Consider the following 20,851-nt stretch of genomic DNA (forward strand, 5'->3'; position numbering starts at 1 on the left):
GCTCTTTATATAATAAAGTCCATCTCAATAGCTATATCTTTGATGAAAAATGCCTTTTTATTCTCTCTTTAGACAACTTATTCCTTACAAATCACGTTTTTTATCCACTTCTTCATCAATCATCGTTTGCCTATATTTTTTAATTTAGTCTATTTAATGAAACTGTCAAAAATCGACGATAAAAAAGGCGCATTAAGCGCCTTTTTATGAGAACAGATTATTTCTGATCTTTATTGCCGAATAACGGGCCCATGCCGCCGCCGCCGCCAAATTGCTTTTGCATATTGCCCAATGATTTCATCATTTTTGCCATACCTGACGGATTGGCAAATTTCTTCATCATTTTCGCCATTTGCGCATGCTGTTTGATCAGCTTGTTCACTTCCACAACTTCCATACCGCAGCCGGCAGCGATGCGCTTTTTACGGCTTGGGTTCATGAGGTCAGGGTTGCGGCGCTCTTTGATGGTCATCGATTGGATAATCGCTTCCATCTTTTTCACCTGCTTCTCAGGATTGGCCTGCGCAATCGCATCCTGGATGCCAGCATTGCTCATGCCCGGCAATTTGTCCAAGAAGCCCATCATGCCGCCCATTTTATTCATCTGCTCAAACTGCATCAGCATATCTTCAAAGTTGAAGCTGCCGCCTTTTTGCAGTTTTTTCGCCATTTTTTCGGCTTTTTCTTTGTCGATTTTGCGTTCAACTTCTTCGACCAAAGACAGCACGTCACCCATGCCCAAAATACGCTGCGCGATACGTTCAGGATGGAATGGCTCCAAGGCATCGAGTTTTTCACCCATACCCAAGAATTTGATTGGCTTGCCGGTAATGGCGCGTACAGAAAGCGCCGCGCCGCCGCGCGCATCACCATCGGTTTTCGTCAGGATCACACCGGTTAACGGCAAAGCGTCGTTAAACGCTTTTGCTGTATTGGCCGCATCCTGACCCGTCATGGCATCGACAACGAATAAAGTTTCAGTTGGCTTAATCGCCGCATGAAGCTCTTTGATTTCGTCCATCATGTCATCATCAACATGCAGACGGCCTGCAGTATCGACAATTAAGACATCAGCAAATTGAATTTTTGCCTGTTCGATTGCGCGGGTGGCAATAGTGATCGGCTTTTCATCCGCGCTGGATTCAAAGAAAATCGCGCCGACTTCGCCAGCTACTGTTTGCAGCTGTTTAATCGCTGCTGGACGGTAAACGTCGGCAGAAACCATAGCGACTTTTTTCTTTTGGCGCTCTTGTAAAAAGCGTGCAAGTTTTGCAGCAGTGGTGGTTTTACCCGCACCCTGTAAACCCGCAAGCAATACAACCACTGGCGGTTTAGCCGCGAGGTCGAGGCTCTCATTGGCCTCGCCCATCATTTTAGTGAGTTCGTCATGAACAATTTTGACGAAAGCTTGGCCCGGCGATAACTGAGTCATCACTTCCTGGCCCAATGCTTCTTCCTTAACTTTCGCGATAAACTCACGAGTTACAGGTAACGCAACATCGGCTTCAAGAAGTGCCATACGCACTTCACGTAACGTATCTTTAATATTGTCTTCGGTTAGCTGCCCTGAGCCAGTAACATTTCTTAAACTCTGCGTGAGTCGTTCTGTTAAGGTATCAAACATTGCAAAATCCGCTTAAAATAGCTAGTAGCAAAAAAATCTTTCTTAAAATAGAAAATTTATGCATAGAATGCTATAGGATACTGTAGTTCGCATCGAATTTACATCTATGAATTTTCATCATCCTGAAAAAGGTTTGACATGATTAGCCTGCCCTTGGTCTACACAATTTTAGCATTAATCGCATACACCACCTCGTTTTGGTATTTGTTTATGCATTTGATGTCTAAACGTGTACCCAATCACTGGTTTGTCGGCGTCATTTTAACTTTAGGCCTGCTGCTGCATGCCGGCGTTCTCTACAGCGACATGCTGACACCGATGGGTGTAAATTATAATGTATTCAACATTATGTCATTCACTTCGGCGCTGATGCTGCTGCTGAGCATTCTGTTCAGCACCTACCGCCCGGTTTTGCCTTTAAGCTTAATTGGCATCCCAGTAGCCGCTGCCGGCCTGATTATGGGCTTTGCCTTCAGCAAGCATGACCTGTTTATTGCGCAAAATTCCCTCGGCTTGGACATTCATATTATTCTGTCGTTGTCTGCCTATGCCGTGCTGCTGATGGCCACCATTCATGCCGTGCTGCTGTGGTTTCAAGACCGCGAACTGAAAAACAAGCAGAAGCGCCGCGTTTGGGTCAATTTGCTGCCGCCCTTTCAAGCCATGGAATCGCTGCTGTTTGACATGCTGATTGCAGGCTTTGCGCTGCTGACGCTGGCGCTGGGCTTTGGCTTCTTTACCATTGATAATTTCTTTGGCCAGCATCTCGCGCATAAAACGGCTTTCAGCATCATCTCCTGGTTTGTTTACGGCGCCTTGCTGATCGGCCATTATCAATTCGGCTGGCGCGGTCAAAAGGCCATCCGCTTTACCATCACCGGTTTCTTCTTATTGGCGGTGGGCTTTATTGGCTCTAAATTCGTTTTGGAAATGATTTTAAACCGCTAAGCGAAAAGGGCATCTATGGAAAAAGTTTGTCCGTTTATCCTCCGGAAAAATGCAGAACGCCAAACTGAAGTTTTGGTCTTTCAGCATCCAGAATCCGGCATTCAGCTGGTCAAAGGCACGCTGGAAGCCAATGAGCCTATTGTGGATGCTGCCCTGCGCGAACTGTATGAAGAATCTGGAATTATCCGCAGCGCTGAACATTGCACCTATATCGGCCAGCATCATATTGATGCTTTGGCTTGGCACTTTGTGGCCATCGACACTCAAGATTTAATTCTGGCGGAACAATGGCAATACCAGACTCTGGATGATTACGGCCATGTCTTCAGTTTTTTCTGGATGCCGGCTCCGCATCTGCTGGCCTTAGATGGCGGCAAAATCCGTTCTAAATATATTGATGCAATCCGCTACATTCTGCTTCATCGATAAACGGCAATTGAATTTTAAATAATCTCACCGTTGATTAACGCCTCAATTCTGCAATTGATTATTGCCGCCACATCCAGCAACCTCCTTTCATTCACTCCAAGCAGGCTTTTTCCCAAACTGGACAACGGCATCAAAAAGACGTATAACACCGTTTTTCTTCAAACAGGCAGCGGCAGTGAAACTTGTTTTAGCACCTATGGAAGGCTTAACTGACCCCATTATGCGGGATGTGCTGACATCCGTCGGGAGCTTTGACTGGTGTGTCACTGAGTTCATTCGTGTCACCAATTCCGTCCTGCCCGATCACGTGTATCACACCTACTGCCCTGAACTGCTCAATGGCGGAAAAACCGCAGCCGGAACACCGGTGCATGTGCAGTTTTTAGGCAATGACCCTGAAATGCTGGCGGCCAATGCCCTGCGTGCTGTCGCTTTAGGCGCGCCTGCCATAGATATGAATTTTGGCTGTCCGGCAAAAACCGTCAACCGCCACCGCGGCGGCTCCGTGCTGCTGGATGAGCCGGAAGTGGTATATGAGCTGGTCAAAGCCGTGCGTGATGCCGTGCCCAGCCATATTCCTGTCTCAGCCAAAATGCGCTTAGGCTACATGGACCGCAATTTTACACTGGAAAATGCGCATGCCATTGAAGATGCCGGCGCGGCCTGGGTCACTGTGCACGCCCGCACCAAAGCTGAGGGCTACACGCCGCCCGCCTTTTGGGATCAGCTGCGCCCAATCCGTGAAGCATTAAAAATCAACGTGATTGCCAATGGTGAAATTTGGAACAATGCCGATGCCAAGCAATGCCAGCTGGAGTCAGGCTGCACCGATTTAATGATTGGCCGCGGCGCTGTAACTACGCCTGATATTACCCAATGCATCCGTCAAAATAGCGATGAAGCGCTGATCAGCTGGAATGAACTGATTCAGCTGCAAATCCGATTTTTAAGCGGTTCTTATAAAAAAGAAATGAATATGGTTGGCCGTTATAAACAATGGCTGGGCATGATGTCGAAGCATTATCCAGAAGCTAAAGCACTTTGGAATGAAGTGAAAAAAGTGAAACCGCTGGAAGAAATTGTGCAGAAGCTGCAAAGCCATCAATAAGATTGATAGCTCAATTTTAAATTTTCCGCTTCTGCCTGGTTTGTTTTAAGCCTCAAAGCAGAGATGCCGACAAAAAAAGCCTTTGATCACTTAAAGGCTTTTATTTTGGGAAAAGTTGAGAATCGCCGCCACTTCATCGGGCAAAAATTCTTTTGAATCTTCTGAAGCCGGGTTCATGACCAAGGTTGCGCCTTTGGTGATGCTGAACAGCTTTTCCGCATTCATCATGACAAAGTCTGCATCGGCACCGGCATCTTGATTGAGCTTGGCCAACGATAAGTAAAACGCAATGGCCTGCTCGCCTTGTTCAGTCTGCAGCAATTGAAAATGCAAATGCTGCTGCGCATCACGCGTGCCCAGACAATACACCTCACTGCGCAGCAATTGCTGATAAAAAGCGGGATACTGCTCAGGATGATTTAAAGCAGTTTCATACAGTTGCTGAAGGGATGTGTTCATTCTTATTGGTCCAATTTTTATTGTGTTTAAATCAATAGCCATAAAAGCTTATCGGTGCAGAACAAAGCTTAAACGGATGAATCCTGTCTTTGTTTTAAATGTTCGACATGCTGACGGTTGGTTTTCCAAGATTTCTCCAGCACTTCTTTTTCGATACGCAGCTGAATGCGCTTTAATTTCATGGCGGGAATCACTTCCTGCTGAAAACTTTTGACATAGTCCGTCCATCCAGCGCCGCGAAAAACATTTGCGGGCATCGCCGTTTTAAATTCGCTTTCAGGCATAAAGACAATCACCGAATGCATCAGTTCAGGCGCTAAAATATCGGAAAGGACATCTTCCAAGACTTTCATATGCTTATAGTTTTGATGAAGCGGATTTTGAAATTTAAAACTCTTCTTGTAAATTTTCTGCGTCCACATTTTTTGACGCTCGCCGCCAAAGATCCAGCCCGTATAATTTTTTGTTTCGACCACAAATCAGCCGTAAGGGCTCAGCAGGATATGGTCAATTTGCGTTGTGCCGCCTTCGGCATCGGGCAGGGTTAAATCATTCAATAAAATATAAGGTTCTTTCAGATACAGTTTCACATGAACTGCAACGGCAAACTCACCCAGTTTCCCCTTTAAAAAAGGCTTAAAAGCCTTTATTGCTCCTGCGACTAAAAACAGTGGAATGATCCACCACAACATCGAAAAAAGCGGTGCAAACATTTGTGAAATATTCATTTTCCCCCGTTTATATTCAACTTCTTACATAAATCAAATATTGACCACTATTCAGCACATAATGGATGTTTCCTCTGCTTTTAAAGGATGAGCGTAGTTACGCGCAAGAGGGGGAGGATATATAAAAATGCTCCCCTCATCCCCTCGCAGAGCATGCTTCTCACCCCAAAGGGAGCGGGAGCTTTCCATTACCCGATTCATGTCTAATTCTGAACATTTTATGATTTCTGAAAGAGATCTTATATTTTTAATAAAAACAACAATAGCAATAACATAAACTTAAAACTATTCAGAAGATTCCAATTTCAATAGAATCTCTTTATTTTCCAAACCGCCGGCAAAACCAACTAATTTTCCGCTGGCGCCGACTACACGGTGGCACGGCGCAATAATCGAAATCGGATTTTTGCCATTGGCCGCGCCCACTGCGCGCACCGCTTTGACATTGCCCACCTGCTCGGCAATTTGCTTATAGCTGCGGGTTTCACCAAATGGAATGGTCAGCAGCGCCTGCCAGACTTTTTGCTGAAATGGCGTACCGGCAAAGTCCAATGGCAGATCAAACTGCTGCCGCGTTCCTGCAAAATATTCGTTCAGCTGCCGCACCGTTTCCAGCAAAATCGGATGCTGAGGATCTTCAATAAATTCAGCCAAACGCACACGGTCTGGATTTTCATTGTCCCACAAGACAGCCACCAAAGCGCTGTCATGCGCCACCAGTTTGAGCTGCCCGACTGGCGACTCTAAAAACAGATAAGAAAGCCTCATGTTCATTCCTGCCGCTTGATTCATATGCTCCTCTTATTATTTAGGAGGATGACAGCTTCATCAAGACCAATCCTGAAATAATCAGCACCGCCGCCAGCATGCGCATGGCATTGGCCGGTTCACCCAAAATCACGATGCCGACCAGAAATGAACCCACCGCGCCGATGCCTGTCCATACCGTATAGGCCGTGCCCAAAGGCAATGTTTTCATGGCATAAGACAGCAGCGCAAAGCTGGCGATCATAAACACGATGGTCAGGATGCTCGGTGCAAGTTTGCTGAAGCCATCAGAGACTTTCATGCTGTAAGCCCAGACCACTTCCAGCAAACCCGCGATAATTAAAATAACCCATGCCATACTGATAAAACCTGTATGCCGCCAGCAAAAGCCGCATTATGCGCGCTTTTGCCCGAACTGCGGACGTATTGAATAAAATGATGTGAATGAAATAAAAATACATTCAGGCACTTCAAGTGCGGTGCGATAAATTAACCGGATGAAAGCTTCATCAAAACTAGCCCCGACACAATCAGCACGGCCGCCAGCATGCGCATCGCCGTTGCCGGTTCACCTAAAATAAAGATCCCGACCAAGAATGATCCGACCGCGCCAATTCCTGTCCAAATGGTATAGGCCGTTCCCAAAGGCAAGCTTTTCATGGCATAGGCCAGCAAGCCAAAACTCAGAATCATAAAAAATAAGGTGATGAGGCTGGGCGTGAGTTTGCTGAAGCCCTCTGACAGCTTCATTGAATATGCCCAAACAATTTCAAAAATACCGGCGAAAATAAGAATAATCCAGGCCATAATGCCTCGCTCCAATTGCTAGAGTCAGGCCGTCCTGACGTTTTTTCTTGATCCGGTTCAGTCTCAAAAATGCAAATCCAGCATTGCATTCAAACCGCACCAAGGGAGGTCGTTCCCCCTCTGTGAGGGCCTATTATACTCAATTTAAACGTTATTTTTGCGCAATTTACAAAAAGCAGCCCAAGAAAGCGCCATTAGCCGCACCAAATAAAACCGCCTGTGCATAAAAAAAGCTATCCGCGAACGAATAGCTTTTGCTTCAGCATGCCTCTTTCATGCACGCGCATGCTGCATCTTGTTTAAAATTTAAAACGGATACCTGCGCCATACAGCCAGCCATGTTCAGATCCAGTCGATTCTTGCCAAGCCGTTTCTTTATGCCCTTTATCGTATTCATAGGCAATATCCAGATACGGCATTACTTTTTTGCTGATTTCATAGCGGGTTTCTACTCCGGCCGCGGCATGGCTGAGGCCGGTTTTTCCAGCGTATTTCGAATCATCGCTGAACACCGCATTCAGCTCTAAATACGGCTTGATAATCAGCTGCTGGGTCAGCAGCAGATCACGCTCCGTTTCCAAACTGAAACCTGAATAGTTGTCCTCACCGGCATATAAATAAGCATCGGTTTCAAAGAAATACGGCGCCAGGCCATGCAAGCCGATCACCGCATCCAGCGCTTCTTCTGCATCTTGGCGGTCATTTGCCAAACGCATTGTTTCAGCACGGTAGCGCGCGCCAATTTGCGCATCCCAAAAATCCGAAATCATGCGGCTGTACAGCACTTTGGCATCCCATGCAGCCTCTTCTGATTCCGCTTGATCTGCATGCACTTTGATAAAGAGTTTATTTTCATCTGTGCCGATGCGGCTTTCCAGCTCAGATTTTAAAGCACCATCGCCGTGTTCATTGACCCGCCATTGCAGATCAATGCTGCTCGCGGCATAAATTTGCCCGCCATGTTCTTTGCGGTGATCATGCATATGCGGAGCCGAAACAGGCATTGAATCAGCTGCAGCAGCTGGCTCAGCAGATGTTTCAGACTGCATTTTCAACTGTACTTTCGGCGCCTGCGCAGCCGGAACTGCAGGCTGCTGTACGGCCATTGATTCATGCTGATGCTCCGCATGCGTCATAGGATCAGCATTTGCAGCAGGCTGGGGCATATCCATCTGCGGCATCGGTTCCATATCAGCTGCCGGCATGCCATGATGCATCTTCTCTGCCATTGCGCCTGCACTCATCAGCAGCACTGAACTGGCCAGCATGGATTGAGCGCATATTTTAATGATGTTCATGCGGGCCTCCATTCATCTGCGGCATTGCACAGACATGCGCCTGATCATGCTGCTGCATTTGTGCATGCATTTCTGCAGACATTTGAGCCGAATGCTTTGCACAATTTTGGGCCGGCTTGTGCCCAGCTGCGTCAGCGTTTAAATCTGCTTGAGGTTTCTGCATCTGTTTTTCATCCGGTTGCTGTTTTTGCATAGCAGGTTCAGACGGCATGCTGCGCATGTCATGATGCATGGCATCATGCTTCATCAGCGGCACATCGGCGGAAGGTTCAGCCGCAGCCATTGTCCACGCGCTCAGCATAAGAGCCGCCGTCAATGATCCTGCTTTAAAAATAGAATTAATGATGCGCATGAGCGTCTCCTGTTGATGCGGCTGGCGCAGAAATAGGCGCTGTATCGGTTTGGCCTTCAGATACATTGGCGACGATCAGTTTATTCATCATGCCTGCGCTCATGTGGTACAGCAGATGGCAGTGAATCGCCCATTCCCCCAGTTCATCCGCGGTCAGCAGCGCGGTCACGGTTTTGCCCGGCGGCACGATGATCGTATGTTTATTCGGCATATCGGCCGCAGGCTGGCCATTTTCTAGCTGCATAAACATGCCATGCAAATGCATCGGATGCGCCATCATGCTGTCATTGATAAATTTCAGCCGGATGCGTTCGCCATATTTCACTTTCAGCGGTTCAGCATCGCTGAATTTTTTGCCGTTAATGGTCCAAATATAGCGCTCCATTGTTCCGCCTAAACGGATCACCAGTTCGCTTTGCGCTTCGCGGGTATCTGGCTGCGGATTCAAAGATTTCAAATCGCTGTATTGCAGCGCCTTATCGCCTTTTGGCGTTGAGGCATTGGCCCAGCCATAGACTGGTGCATTTTGCGCCGCGCCAGCTGGTGTCGATGCAATCGGCTGTGAATGGTCCATGCCTGCCATTGCTTCATGATTCATTTGGGAATGATCCATACCCGTCATCGCTTCATGATTCATTTGAGAATGATCCATTCCAATCATGTCTGCATGATTCATCTTGGAATGATCCATCCCCGCCATCGCATCATGATTCATTTGAGAGTGATCCATTTCAGTCATGTCTGCATGATTCATCTTGGAATGGTCCATGCCCGCAATTTCTTCATGATTCATTTGAGCATGATCATGTTCTGCGCCCGTACCGTGCCCCATATCTTCCATGGTCAAAAGCGAACGAGGCCGCGCTTTGGGCATTTCCAAAGGGCTTTGCGCTGGACTGAATTCATTCTGCAAAGTCCCAATGGCAAAGCCTGAACGGTCAATTGACTCAGCTTGTATTTGATATTGATTGGCTTTCGGCTCCACCATCACATCATAAGTTTCCGCCGCGCCAATGCGGAACTCATCGACAGGGATCGGTTTAACCGGCTGGCCGTCAGCGCTGACCACGGTCATTTTTAAATGCGGAATCCGCACATCAAAGAAGGACATGGCGGAGGCATTGATAAAGCGCAGGCGGACTTTTTCATTCGGCTTAAATTGCCCCGTCCAATTCTGTTCAGGCGTTTTGCCGTTGACCAAAAAGGTATAGCCCGTGACATCCGATAAATCGGTTTTCAGCATGCGCATCTGATTCCACATTTTGCGGTCAGTCCACATGGCTTTTAGACCATCACGTTTAGCTTGCCGCCAAACATCGCCCAAGGTCTCACGCTGATTTTGATAGTATTCCGCCGATTTTTTCAGATTATTCTGAATTTGATCACTGCTTTGCGCATGAAAATCGGACAGCATCACCACATAGTCCCGTTCGGCTTTTTCATGCTGCGCTAAAGGCTGCTGGCCCTTGGGATAAATCACCAAGGCACCGTATAAACCGTCCTGCTCTTGGCCTTTAGAATGCGCGTGATACCAATAGGTGCCGCTTTGGCGCACTTTAAATTTATAGACGAATTCCTGATTCGGCGCGATGCCCTGAAAGCCGTTAAAACCCGGCACGCCATCCATCAAGCCCGGCAGCAAAAGGCCATGCCAGTGAATAGAGGAATCTTTATTTTTCAGCTGATTTTTGACCCGAATCACGGCGTCATCGCCTTCTTCAAATTCCAGCAGCGGTGCAGGAAACTGGCCATTGACGGTAATTCTTGTTAAGGGCGTTCCCGTGATATTCACTGCGCCTTCATCAATATTGAGCTGATATTCTTTCACCGCGGCAAACAGCCACGACGACGACACCAAGCACACACCTGCAAGCAGGCTCTGGCTGAATTTAATAGACATAACTTAATCCTAATTTTATGAATAAACTTTGAAATAAAAGTGTTCTTAAAATTGAATTAAGCTTTAGGGGGACGGAGCAGTTCCTGCCAGTAACCCGGCAAATGTTCAGCGCTCAATAGCGTATTGGGCTGATCAGCAAGCACATACAATTCAGGCGCATTCAGCTGCACCGGATGCATATCTAAGGATAATGAGGCGATTTGGCAATGCCACAGCGCACAGTCTGCACATTGCGCCTTGCTGCTCATTTGCTGCATATCTGTTTGACAATGCATGGAGGCCTGCGCTGCGGCGAACGGCGCGCTGGAAGACTGAGCATGCGGCATAGATGCATGGCAATCCGGTATCGGCTGCGTAGATGCAGCGTGGCTGGCCGCAGGATTTACTGATTCTGGCTGCCCTGCGCCCGGACCATCTGCCGTATGCATGGCATGATGCGGCGCGGATGCCTGCACATTAGATTCAGACTGAACTTCGGCTTTTGCAGCATCCGCGGCCTTGATGGCGGCGGCATGCGGCTGACCCGGATCTGTCTGCAGGCGCACTGAATTTTCTGCATTCGGCGCAGTATTCATCATCAGCAAATGAATCGGCTTTTGCACAGCAAAGGCAACACTGCTCCATCCAATGACCAGAGCCATCAGACAAGCAAAGCTGGTATACCGCCGCATGAGTCTAAGCAAATTTATTCTGCCCTAAGCCGAAAATGGAAACCTGTGTGAACCGCTTCAGTGAGCATTTTTGCCAACAGCTCTGCAGCGATCCACAACACTGGATGATTTTTCTATCATAAAGAACTGCACAGTTATGCACAACAGCTGAATTGAAACAGCTGTTTGCTCCTGCCCTGTGTGCAGAAAGCAGATTAAAACAATAAAGTTATATTTTAAGCAGCAGCATTTTTAAGCAATGCTGAATAAACAGACAATAATTCAAGGGCTTTAATGGCATAAAAAAGGGCTCAAATGAGCCATTTCTATACAAATTAAGTCTAAATAATAAACCTTTGACACGCAATTGATTATACTTTATTCAAGTTATCCATATAGTTATCGACATAGATATCCATACGTTTATCCATAAAGTTATCCACAGACCGCATCTGATTTATCCATAAAAGCTTAAACTTCTGTACCGCCAGCTTTTGCCAATTCAGCACGCATTTCATCAATGACAGCTTTATAATCTGTTTTGCCGAAAATTGCTGAACCCGCAACAAACATATCTGCACCGGCTTCTGCAATTTCACGAATATTGGCAGGTGTCACACCGCCATCAACTTCCAAGCGGATATCGCGGCCGGAAGCATCAATCATTTTGCGCGCCTGACGCAGTTTTTCCAAAGTCATCGGAATAAATTTTTGACCGCCAAAACCTGGGTTCACACTCATCAATAGCACTTGGTCTACTTTATCCAAAACATAGTCTAAATAATGCAGCGGCGTTGCCGGATTGAAGACCAGACCGGCTTTGGCGCCGCCAGCTTTAATCAATTGCAGTGAACGGTCAATATGGTCTGTGGCTTCCGGATGGAAGGTAATAATATCTGCACCGGCGTCCAAAAAGTCGCCAATCATGCGGTCTACAGGCGATACCATCAAATGCACATCAATCGGCGCTTGAATGCCGTATTTTTTCAGCGCTTTGCATACGCCTGCGCCAAAAGTCAGGTTCGGAACATAGTGATTGTCCATCACGTCAAAGTGAACAACATCGGCGCCTGCCTGCAGCACATTTTCCACTTCCTCGCCCAATCGGGCAAAGTCAGCAGAGAGAATGGAAGGCGCAATTAAAAATGGCTTGGACATGATGAACCTGGCTATGGAAGAAGAATATGCGGCTTAGTATAGCAAAACTGGCTGAAAGGCGCTTGCCTGCAGCTTTGCCTTGCAACGGAAATGCACAGCGCCAATAATGGCTGCGGCATAAAATTAAACCCTCCGGTCTGATCCTGAAAAAGCGTCAAAACAGGCCTCTCCCCCTTCCAGAAATGAGCAGCGGCAATAACACTTAAAAGCGTGCCTGCAATTTTTTAGGTAAGCGGCAGGCAGATATTTGTTAGGGCCAAAGTCCGTTTGCGTCAAGTTTTAGCTGCAGGCCTCCATCGACACGCGCCCATCTCGACGCCGCACGCAGCCCGCATAGCCAAACGCATGTTCAATCCTGAAAAATGACAATGCGCGGAATAAGCACTCTCAGGGATTGCTGTATTTGATCTGAGGCAAGCTGTGCCGCTGCGTTTGCCTCAACAGATTTTATGATTAGAGGTCTAAAGCCTTCATTCTACAGACTGAGCTGCGCTCATCAAGACGCCTGTTTCGGCTGATAATTTTTCACGGTTTGAATGCGTTTATAGGTGGCCGGGTGTGAACTGAGGAAGTCCTGCCACGAATGCTTGTCTGACACTTCCTCTCCTGTACTATCGGCAAGGCGCTGCAGAAAATTGGCAAAATGCATGGTATTTAAATGATGCTGATCCATCATTTTCAAAGCATACAAATCGGCTTCTGACTCAAAATCCCGAGAGTAACTAGCGCCAATCAATGCTGCCGGCACGGCGGTCACCAAATCGGAACTGTCCCCGGTGATCATTAAGGCAATCACACTGAAGCCTAGGCTCGACAGCGCCTGCTGCAGGCTGTGCCGCTCGGCCAAGTGCCCTTGCTCATGCGCCAGCACGCCCAGCAATTCATCATCATTGTGGGCCAATTTGACCAGTTCATCAGTCAGAATAATGGTGTTATTGGGAATCGCCAGCGCATTCGAGCCAATGCTTCCGCCAGAGCGGAAAATGATTTTGGCAGGATGGGCTACGGCCGCCAGCTGCTGATATTTCTGCCGCAGCTCCTGCTGACGCGCCGCAGGCAGTTTCGATTCAGCAGTCATCTGCAAAACATACTTCTCCGCCTGATCACCCCAGCTGTACATGGTCTTTTCCGGCAAATGCCGGGACAGATGATAGGATGCTGCGGGAACGCCCCATTTCAGCACTGCAAAAGCCAGCACCACAACGAAAGCCACGCTGAACAGAATTAAGCTGGGCGTTCTTTCCAGTTTCCAGATTTTGTGCGCGCGGTCTTTCTTCGCCAAATTGAACCACTCCGGCAAGGCATCTTTAAATTCCAGCCGCGAATCATCTTTCAGCTCAATAATCGGCTTAATGCTGCCCAATTCGCCGATCAGCGTCATGTCCTCATACCCATACACGCGCTGCAAATCAAACTGCATGCCATATTTCACTAAAATGCGCCGCTCATCCAATTGAAGCACTTGCGCCAGCTGCGGCTTGGCGCTGATGCCATCATAAAATACCGCATCGGCAAAAAAATTCATGACAGACTCCGGCAATTAAAGTGAAATATCCAAATCAAAGATATCGCTGAGCTCTTCGGCAATGGCATTATGGTCCTGCTGCAGCTGATTCATTAAATCATCAGGATTATCGACCAGCACCAGCTTTAAGGATTCGGACTGATATTTATACATGCGGATCGCAGCCCAAGGCGTCAGCAGCCCAAGCGAGATAATTTTCGCCAGCCAATTGCTTAGAATGATCCATGCATAGCGCCACTGGCTGCAGTCCGTTGTGAACTGGCTGCGGCTGATGCTGGTGCTGTTCCAGGACGTGATAAAAATCCGCGCCATCATCAGCGGCCAAATAAACAAATAGCCCACCAAATAAGCGATCATGAACAGGCCTGCATAATGCTCTGCGCCTAAACCGCCGCTCAGATTGAACAGCATCGCCAGCGCAGCGGCCAATACGGCCATTGCGCCGATAAACAGAAAGACCGGCATATACATTGCGCGCATGTAGGCAGGCCAATCCGCGTTCAATTTAAACTTGAGCTGGCCCACATATAAATGGTTCCAGCATTCGCGCTTATACAGCCAAATGGCAACCGGTAAAAACAGCCCCAGCGTAAACAATGTCACAGCGATGCATTTTAAAAAGCACCCATAGGCGCTTTTATTGCTGCCCGAAAAAAAGAAGCGGCTGTTGCCGAATTTGCTGTTGCGCGCGCGGAAACGGATGGTTGAGCGAATCAGCCACGGTACCGCCAGAAAGATCAGCAGCATGCCCGCCAGCAGCAGCTCTGCCGAATATTTCATGGCTAAAGAAATGACGCCATATACCGCCAAAGCAATCAGCCGGCCCATTAAAATTTTTGAAGGCAGGCCGGTAAAATCGAAACGGCGCTGAATAAACCAGGTATTGCCGTAAAAATAGCGCAGGCGCCTGACTTTCGCCCATGGCGCGTACAGCCCTAAAGTAATGATCATCAATAAAATATTGACGATCCAAATGCCGAAATACTCTGATGCTGTGCCTTTAAAGCGGAATGAATACTGCAAGCCCAAATCCACAGAGGGCTGAGCTTGCAGCGGTACGGCAAGCTCTGTGCTGGCCTCAGGCTGTTCTAGGATTTGATCTGGATACGTATCCGAATTTTGCATAAAGTGCCTTATAAATTTATTCTAATAATTGAAGTGCAATATGCTGCAGCATAATTTCATGCAGTCCTCAAACGGGCTGCGCAGGGCGAAAAACAGCAATTTGCCTAACCTGATTTTGAATGAGGTTTAAATTTAAACCAAATGAATTTTAAAGCTTTTATCCGCAGCGTATTGTGGAAAAACTGTTTCTGCAAGGCGCTCTCTTGATGCCGCCTTTTCCGCCAAGTTCAGCTTAAACCGATGCCTTAAGGATGAACAGCAAATTGAATCTGCACCCTAATCCATACAATGCAATACATCCGCTGCGATAACATCCGCAATAGGCCCTGATGACCGATTGCGGGCAAAAGCAGGAAAAATCGCTACCATGATCAGGCTGGCACTAAGCCCCCTGCCGTTTTAATTGCGCGGCATGAAACTGGATATGTGATTCAATAAAGCTGGCAATAAAGTAATAGCTGTGGTCATAGCCTTCACGCATGTTCAAGCTCAATGGGTAGTCTTGCTCAGCGCAAGCAGCAACCAAAAGTTCCGGCTTGAGCTGCGCTGTCAAAAAAGCATCTTCTGAGCCTTGATCGACCAGCACCGGCATTTTCGGCGCGCCAGATTGAATCAGCGCGGCTGCATCATAGGCCTGCCATAAAGAGGCATCCTCCCCGAGATAGGCCGCAAAGGCTTTTTGGCCCCAAGGCGCTTGCGATGGCGCAGCAATCGGTGCAAAAGCGGAAATGCTTTGGTAAATCTCCGGGTTTCTTAGCCCTAAAACCAATGCGCCATGCCCGCCAGCGCTATGCCCCATAATGCTTTGCACTTGGCTGCTTGGAAAATTGGCATCAATTAAAGCTCGCAGCTCATGCACAATATAATCATACATTTGATAATGTTCAGACCACGGCGCCTGCGTTGCATTGACATAAAAACCCGCGCCTTGTCCTAAATCATAGGCCTCATCATTGGCGACGCCCTCGCCGCGCGGGCTGGTATCCGGCGCAACAAGAATGACCCGATGCTCGGCTGCATATTTTTGCGCGCCCGCTTTGGTAATGAAATTCTGCTCATTGCAGCTCAAGCCGGACAGCCAGTAAATCACCGGCAGTGTTTCAGCGGCAGCATGCGGCGGCAGGTAAATTGAAAAATTCATGGCGCATTTCAACACATCAGATTGATGCTGATACACTTCCTGCCAGCCGCCAAACGAAGTATGTCTTTCCAGTCTTTCCATGAACAGTTCCTTATTTTGAATTAAGGCCATATTAACCCAACTGCGCTAAATTCCTAGATCAGGCGGCATCAGAAACAGAAAATTCCCGCTGAGAAAAACCCGAAACGCCATGGCCATCTATTTCAACCGGCCAGGCTGTGCAGACTGCAAAAAAATAGCGGCTTCCAATAAAAGCCGCTATTCAAAACAGTCAAACCGCCAGCCTCTGCCTCATTGCGCATGCAGATCGGCTGAATCAGCTTAATTTAAGGCTTCCGCTTGCGCCGGTTTCGGCGCTGCTGCCGGCGGAAACAAGCGCTGTTCCAATTGTGGCAGCATCAGCTGCATATTTTTGCCAATTGACCACTGCGGTTCTGACGGTTCAAAACCTTGGGCATTTTCCCACTGCGCGACCGTTTCTTTGGTTTGATCAAATGCCGTTTCAATAGAGGGCTGCTCACGCATCGCCTGATCAAAGAACGCGCGGCCAAAGTAGGTATAATCCGCTTCGCTGGAACAGCCGAATGACTGGCGGTCTGCCGCCGAAGCGGTAATGATCAGGGTATTTTCATTTTGCAGCGCAGGAACAAAGCTGCCCGAATAGCAGGATGAAATCACAATCACCCGCCAGCGGATGCCGGCAGCGTCCAGCGTTTCGCGCAGCCATTTCGGATCCACCTGCGCCAGATCCAATGGCGCATTTTCCATTTCAAAGACATTCGGCAAGCCGTGCGAAGTCATATATAGAAACAGCACATCGCTTTCTTTATTCATTTGCTGGCCAATGCGGCGCAATGCCATTTCCATGCTGGTTTTCGATGCAATCGGAAGCTCTGTCCGGGTTGCAGGGTTATTCACCAAAGCCATAGAACGGCCAAATGTGCCGAAACGCGTATCAAATTGTTCTTTAATCCGTTCTATTTCCAGCTTAAAGACATCTTGATAACTGGCGCCGGCCACCCCGAGGAAATACCAATGGGTTTGCGCAAACTCACCGTATTCAACGCCATCCAGCGCCTTGTTCAGCAATTTGCTTTGCGCATAAAACGCATCTTCAGCAAAGGTCGGCGGCTGTTCTTCAACTTTCCAAATCGGCTGGTCTTTGACCGATATCTGCCAGACCACCAAGGTGAAAAGCGTTGCCAGCATAATCAGCGCGCGCTCCCACCACGGCCATTTCAGCTCGCGGGAAAACACCCAGACCACAGCCAGGCTTTGCCAAACGAACAGGATAATAAACAGGGTTGGAATATAGTCGTAAAGGAAATAAGGCAAAACGTCCAAATCACCTAAGTACTGGATCAGGCATTGGAACAGCATGATGTGTGTATCCAGCACCAGCCACAACAAAGCAGGCACCAGCATCAGCCGCGGATTATTGACCCGCTGTGACAGAAAAATCCCGACAATCAAGGCAATAAATGGCCAAAGCGCATAACTGACCAGGCCTTGCGGGTTGAATTCTCCGACACGGCCGCTGCTGAGCCAGCTGAATAAGGTATTTGCGCTGCCGCCTAAAATGCCCCAAAACACCAATTGCAGGATGGATGGGCGGACAATTTGCAGCGAACGCCTAGACCCCAAAAACAGCCACATCCCCGCAGTTTGGTTGCTTTTAAAATCATGCCAAAAATTGATGGAGGGTTTGAAGTCGATCATATAAATCTTATGAGGTTGTGGCTCGCCTATCGCATCAGCAAGTTTATGCCTGATGCAGTTTTTATCAATGCTATTTTTCAACTATATAGCAAATGACGGGGCGTTTTGAAGTGCTTATCGCATTAAATTGACCGTTCATGCTGAAAATAGGCATCAAAGCGGCAAGCATCGCCCTGCCATTGATGCTGCGGTTCCTGCTGCGCCAAAAATACAGCCAGCCTCGGGCGTTTCACCACCACCCGCTTCGCCACCTGCTGCGCTAAGGCCAGCAGATTATCGCCCAAATCCATTTCACCGTCTTCCGGCAGCAGCATGTGCAGCAGCTGCATCTGCTTTTTCACTTGCGCCTGCTTCTTTACCGCCTGCTGATTTTGATCGCGCTGCGGGAACATCGGATCTAAATACACCACATCCGTGTTTTTCCCCTGCTCGGCCTGCTCACGCAAATAGTCTGCGGAATCTTGAAAGACCAATTGAATGCGCGCGGCCACAGCACTGAGGAATGGATCCTGCATGGCCTGCCGGTGGGAATCTTCCAGCAGCGTAAATAAAATCGGGTGGCGCTCGACCAGCGTCACCTGTGCGCCCAAATGCGCCATCAGCAAGCTGTCATGGCCCAGGCCTGCTGTGGCGTCGATCAAATTCGGCTTTTCCGCCAAGTTGCAGGCGCGGGCAATCATTTCCGACTTCAGAGAAGCGCGCTTTAAACGCCCGGCTTCGGCTTTCCAATCGGGCTGCATTTTCATGCCGTTGGCGCAGAGCCACAGGCCGTCCGCATCAACCGTTAAGCCCAATTCAGGATTCAAGCGGAAAAAACGCGCATTGAGCTTTTCTTCCACTTGGATATTTACCGGCACCCCACGAGAAGAAAGCACAGCAGAGAACTGCTGTGCTTTCTGTTCAAACTCGGCTTCTGTGTATAAGCGCATTTCGCTTACCATAATTTCCAGCCTGTAAATGCAAACAAGAGAATCAATAAGCCTGAAGCAATCCGGTACCAAGCGAAGATCATAAAGTCACGCTTCGCGACATAGGCCACCAATGCGCGGATTAAGATCAATGCAGAAACAAAGGAAACGATAATGCCTGTGGCCAATATCGCCCAGTCTTCATTGGTTTTGAAGACATCATAGCTTTGGTATAAATCCAGCAAGCCTGCGCCGATAATGACTGGAATCCCCAGGAAGAACGAAAACTCGGTTGCAGCTTTGCGCGAAACGCCTAAGAACATGGCGCCAATAATGGTTGCGCCAGAGCGTGAAGTGCCCGGAATTAAAGACAGCACTTGAATCAAGCCGATCCAGATGGCTTCTTTATAGCTGATGTTTTCAACTTCCTGCGCATTGACTTTAGGCGGATGCTTTTCGATCCAGATAATAATCAAGCCGCCGACAATCAGGCCAATGGCGACTGCGACATCATTGAACAGCAATTCTTTTACGGTCTGGCCAAAGGTCAGGCCAATCAAGACAATCGGAATCGAAGCCATAATCAGGCCAAGCCCTAAATGGCGGCCCTTTTCTTCACCGGTAAACAAACCTGTTGCTGCGCCCCAGAGGCGTGACCAGTATTCATAAATGACCGCAGCAATCGCGCCCATTTGAATCGCGATAACAAAAACATCGCTTTTTTCTTTGGTCCAGAAATTCATCACTTCAGATGCCAGAATTAAATGCCCCGTGCTGGAAACAGGCAAAAATTCGGTAATACCTTCGACGATACCCATGATTGCTGCTTTAAGCAGCAGTAAAAGATCCATACAAATTCCTAATTATGGTTTGCCCTGTTCCGGGATTTTTTTCCAAGCATTATCACGTAAATACACCGGCAGCGCCTGTTCAGCGCTGACCCAATTCTGCTGCTGCGCATGTACGCGGGCTATTGCCGCTATATCTTGGGCAGTTGCGCTCATCGCTTTGTATTGTATTTGTTCTGGCTTAACCAAAGCTGAACCGGAACCGATGACAGCAAATTTGACCGCCTGTTCCGCGTCGCTATAGCTTAATAATTGTTCTTCATCTACCGGCTGCATGATGCCTTGGGCATCCAGTTTAAAACTGGCGATATAGACTTCCTGCATGCGCGCATCCAGCACTGCCGTCACTTCAGTCAGGCCTGCAATCCGGTACGCGGCCTGCGCCAGCGCCTGCAGGGTCGAAACTGGAATGACCGGCAAATCATTGGCCCATGCCAAAGCTTGCGTGACCGCGGCATTAATGCGCACACCGCTGAAAGAACCCGGTCCGCGGCTGAAGGCAATCGCTGTCAAATCCGTCAATGCTGCGCCTGTTTGCGCCAGCCCCTGTTCAATCAATGGCAGAATCGTTTGCGTTTGCGCTTTCGCCCGCGCATCGAGTTGGAAATACAGCTCTTGATGTTCATCTGCAATACAAACGGAACACTGCTCATTGGCAGTTTCCAGTGCCAGCACTTTCATGCACAACCTTAATTAAAACAAACTAAAAAACGGTGATTATCATACTCCACTCACCGGTGCTTCGCGAGATTTTCCATCTTCGGATACAAAAAAGCCCAGAATCGTCTGGGCTTAAGCATATGCTTGAGGCTTAATCGAGCTGTGCAGGCTCAAGCTGCATAAATTTTGGAAAATGCGCGGCATAATGCAAAGCGCTCATTTTCAGTTTAGCTGCTGCCGCTTCATCTAAGGTTTTGATGACTTTACCCGGAGACCCCATCACCACAGAATTATCGGGAATCACTTTTCCTTCTGGAATTAAAGCATTCGCGCCAATAATGCAGTTTTTCCCAATCACCGCATGATTTAAAACCACGGCATTAATCCCGATTAAACTGTTGTCTCCAACCGTGCAGCCATGCAGCATGGCTTGATGGCCAATCGTCACATAATTGCCAATATTCATTTCAATGCCGGTATCGGTATGCAGCACGGCATTTTCCTGCACATTGGTATAGTCGCCTAAGCGGATGCAGCAATTGTCCGCTCGGATTACCGCCCCGAACCAGACACTGACTTTCTGCCCCAGCTCGACTTGCCCAATGACTGTGGCATTGTCCGCCACCCAGCCATCCCAAGGCTGATGCATGGCTTGGGGTGAATGCCCTTCAAATTTATACAGCATGTTTCCTCCTT

Annotated in this window: 21 protein-coding genes and 1 pseudogene; 3 read left to right on the forward strand and 19 right to left on the reverse strand. The window is 48.2% G+C overall.

Translation table 11 applies throughout. From position 1 onward, the window contains the following. Positions 1-217: 217 nt before the first annotated feature. Positions 218-1,624, reverse strand: a complete 1,407-nt coding sequence (gene ffh, locus ACE3T3_RS12000; protein ID WP_374667220.1) for a signal recognition particle protein — start codon at positions 1,622-1,624, stop codon at positions 218-220. Between the two features lie 138 nt (positions 1,625-1,762). On the opposite strand from ffh, the gene ACE3T3_RS12005 reads away from it, so the two are divergent. The 3 genes from ACE3T3_RS12005 to ACE3T3_RS12015 all read left to right on the forward strand — a co-directional run bounded on the left by ACE3T3_RS12005 (position 1,763) and on the right by ACE3T3_RS12015 (position 4,109). Beyond that, on the forward strand, positions 1,763-2,572 hold the full coding sequence (locus tag ACE3T3_RS12005; RefSeq protein ID WP_374667222.1) for an inner membrane protein YpjD: 810 nt from the start codon (positions 1,763-1,765) through the stop codon (positions 2,570-2,572). Between the two features lie 15 nt (positions 2,573-2,587). Further along, a complete protein-coding gene (locus ACE3T3_RS12010; protein WP_374667224.1) occupies positions 2,588-3,001 on the forward strand; it encodes an NUDIX domain-containing protein in 414 nt (137 codons plus the stop codon). A 175-nt stretch (positions 3,002-3,176) separates the two neighbouring features. Beyond that, positions 3,177-4,109 (forward strand): tRNA dihydrouridine synthase, encoded by a 933-nt coding sequence (locus tag ACE3T3_RS12015; RefSeq protein ID WP_374667226.1) that lies wholly within the window; start codon positions 3,177-3,179, stop codon positions 4,107-4,109. A 90-nt stretch (positions 4,110-4,199) separates the two neighbouring features. Here the strand turns inward: ACE3T3_RS12015 and ACE3T3_RS12020 are convergent, their stop codons facing one another. The 18 genes and pseudogenes from ACE3T3_RS12020 to ACE3T3_RS12105 all read right to left on the reverse strand — a co-directional run bounded on the left by ACE3T3_RS12020 (position 4,200) and on the right by ACE3T3_RS12105 (position 20,840). Further along, positions 4,200-4,568 (reverse strand): SseB family protein, encoded by a 369-nt coding sequence (locus ACE3T3_RS12020; RefSeq protein WP_374667228.1) that lies wholly within the window; start codon positions 4,566-4,568, stop codon positions 4,200-4,202. A gap of 68 nt (positions 4,569-4,636) precedes the next feature. Next, positions 4,637-5,296, reverse strand: a pseudogene (locus ACE3T3_RS12025) (nuclease-related domain-containing protein). A 285-nt stretch (positions 5,297-5,581) separates the two neighbouring features. After that, positions 5,582-6,064, reverse strand: a complete 483-nt coding sequence (locus ACE3T3_RS12030) for a methylated-DNA--[protein]-cysteine S-methyltransferase (RefSeq protein WP_374667231.1) — start codon at positions 6,062-6,064, stop codon at positions 5,582-5,584. 40 nt (positions 6,065-6,104) lie between these two features. Further along, a complete protein-coding gene (sugE, locus tag ACE3T3_RS12035; protein WP_374667233.1) occupies positions 6,105-6,422 on the reverse strand; it encodes a quaternary ammonium compound efflux SMR transporter SugE in 318 nt (105 codons plus the stop codon). 131 nt (positions 6,423-6,553) lie between these two features. Then, the gene (gene sugE / locus ACE3T3_RS12040; protein WP_374667235.1) at positions 6,554-6,871 is read right to left on the reverse strand and encodes a quaternary ammonium compound efflux SMR transporter SugE; all 318 of its coding nucleotides are present in this window, start codon (positions 6,869-6,871) and stop codon (positions 6,554-6,556) included. A gap of 299 nt (positions 6,872-7,170) precedes the next feature. Continuing rightward, the gene (locus ACE3T3_RS12045) at positions 7,171-8,169 is read right to left on the reverse strand and encodes a copper resistance protein B (protein ID WP_374667237.1); all 999 of its coding nucleotides are present in this window, start codon (positions 8,167-8,169) and stop codon (positions 7,171-7,173) included. After that, positions 8,156-8,521, reverse strand: a complete 366-nt coding sequence (locus tag ACE3T3_RS12050; protein WP_374667239.1) for a hypothetical protein — start codon at positions 8,519-8,521, stop codon at positions 8,156-8,158. Before ACE3T3_RS12050 ends, ACE3T3_RS12045 begins: the two co-directional genes overlap by 14 nt. Beyond that, complete coding sequence (locus ACE3T3_RS12055; RefSeq protein ID WP_374667241.1) at positions 8,508-10,421, reverse strand: copper resistance system multicopper oxidase; 1,914 nt, start codon at positions 10,419-10,421, stop codon at positions 8,508-8,510. Before ACE3T3_RS12055 ends, ACE3T3_RS12050 begins: the two co-directional genes overlap by 14 nt. 56 nt (positions 10,422-10,477) lie before the next feature. Then, a complete protein-coding gene (locus ACE3T3_RS12060) occupies positions 10,478-11,062 on the reverse strand; it encodes a hypothetical protein (RefSeq protein WP_374667243.1) in 585 nt (194 codons plus the stop codon). A gap of 480 nt (positions 11,063-11,542) precedes the next feature. Beyond that, entirely contained in the window at positions 11,543-12,229 is a 687-nt protein-coding gene (gene rpe, locus ACE3T3_RS12065; protein ID WP_374667246.1) for a ribulose-phosphate 3-epimerase, read from the reverse strand. A gap of 496 nt (positions 12,230-12,725) precedes the next feature. Next, on the reverse strand, positions 12,726-13,754 hold the full coding sequence (locus ACE3T3_RS12070; protein WP_374667248.1) for a M48 family metallopeptidase: 1,029 nt from the start codon (positions 13,752-13,754) through the stop codon (positions 12,726-12,728). A gap of 15 nt (positions 13,755-13,769) precedes the next feature. Then, positions 13,770-14,879, reverse strand: a complete 1,110-nt coding sequence (locus tag ACE3T3_RS12075) for a YjgN family protein (RefSeq protein ID WP_374667250.1) — start codon at positions 14,877-14,879, stop codon at positions 13,770-13,772. Between the two features lie 382 nt (positions 14,880-15,261). Further along, positions 15,262-16,101 carry an S-formylglutathione hydrolase gene (gene fghA, locus ACE3T3_RS12080; RefSeq protein WP_374667252.1) on the reverse strand — a complete coding sequence of 280 codons (840 nt, stop codon included), beginning with the start codon at positions 16,099-16,101 and terminating at the stop codon, positions 15,262-15,264. Between the two features lie 240 nt (positions 16,102-16,341). Beyond that, entirely contained in the window at positions 16,342-17,739 is a 1,398-nt protein-coding gene (locus ACE3T3_RS12085) for a C13 family peptidase (RefSeq protein WP_374667254.1), read from the reverse strand. 122 nt (positions 17,740-17,861) lie between these two features. Further along, positions 17,862-18,668 (reverse strand): class I SAM-dependent methyltransferase, encoded by an 807-nt coding sequence (locus ACE3T3_RS12090; protein WP_374667256.1) that lies wholly within the window; start codon positions 18,666-18,668, stop codon positions 17,862-17,864. A 5-nt stretch (positions 18,669-18,673) separates the two neighbouring features. Further along, the gene (locus ACE3T3_RS12095) at positions 18,674-19,498 is read right to left on the reverse strand and encodes an undecaprenyl-diphosphate phosphatase (protein WP_374667258.1); all 825 of its coding nucleotides are present in this window, start codon (positions 19,496-19,498) and stop codon (positions 18,674-18,676) included. A gap of 12 nt (positions 19,499-19,510) precedes the next feature. Next, positions 19,511-20,176: a tRNA (adenosine(37)-N6)-threonylcarbamoyltransferase complex dimerization subunit type 1 TsaB gene (tsaB, locus tag ACE3T3_RS12100; RefSeq protein WP_374667260.1), complete on the reverse strand. Its 666-nt coding sequence runs from the start codon at positions 20,174-20,176 to the stop codon at positions 19,511-19,513. Between the two features lie 130 nt (positions 20,177-20,306). Beyond that, positions 20,307-20,840, reverse strand: coding sequence for a gamma carbonic anhydrase family protein (locus ACE3T3_RS12105; RefSeq protein ID WP_374667262.1), 534 nt, complete (start codon positions 20,838-20,840; stop codon positions 20,307-20,309). Positions 20,841-20,851: the final 11 nt, after the last annotated feature.

It is taken from the genome of Acinetobacter sp. (assembly GCF_041919735.1).
Taxonomy (GTDB): Bacteria; Pseudomonadota; Gammaproteobacteria; order Pseudomonadales; family Moraxellaceae; genus Acinetobacter.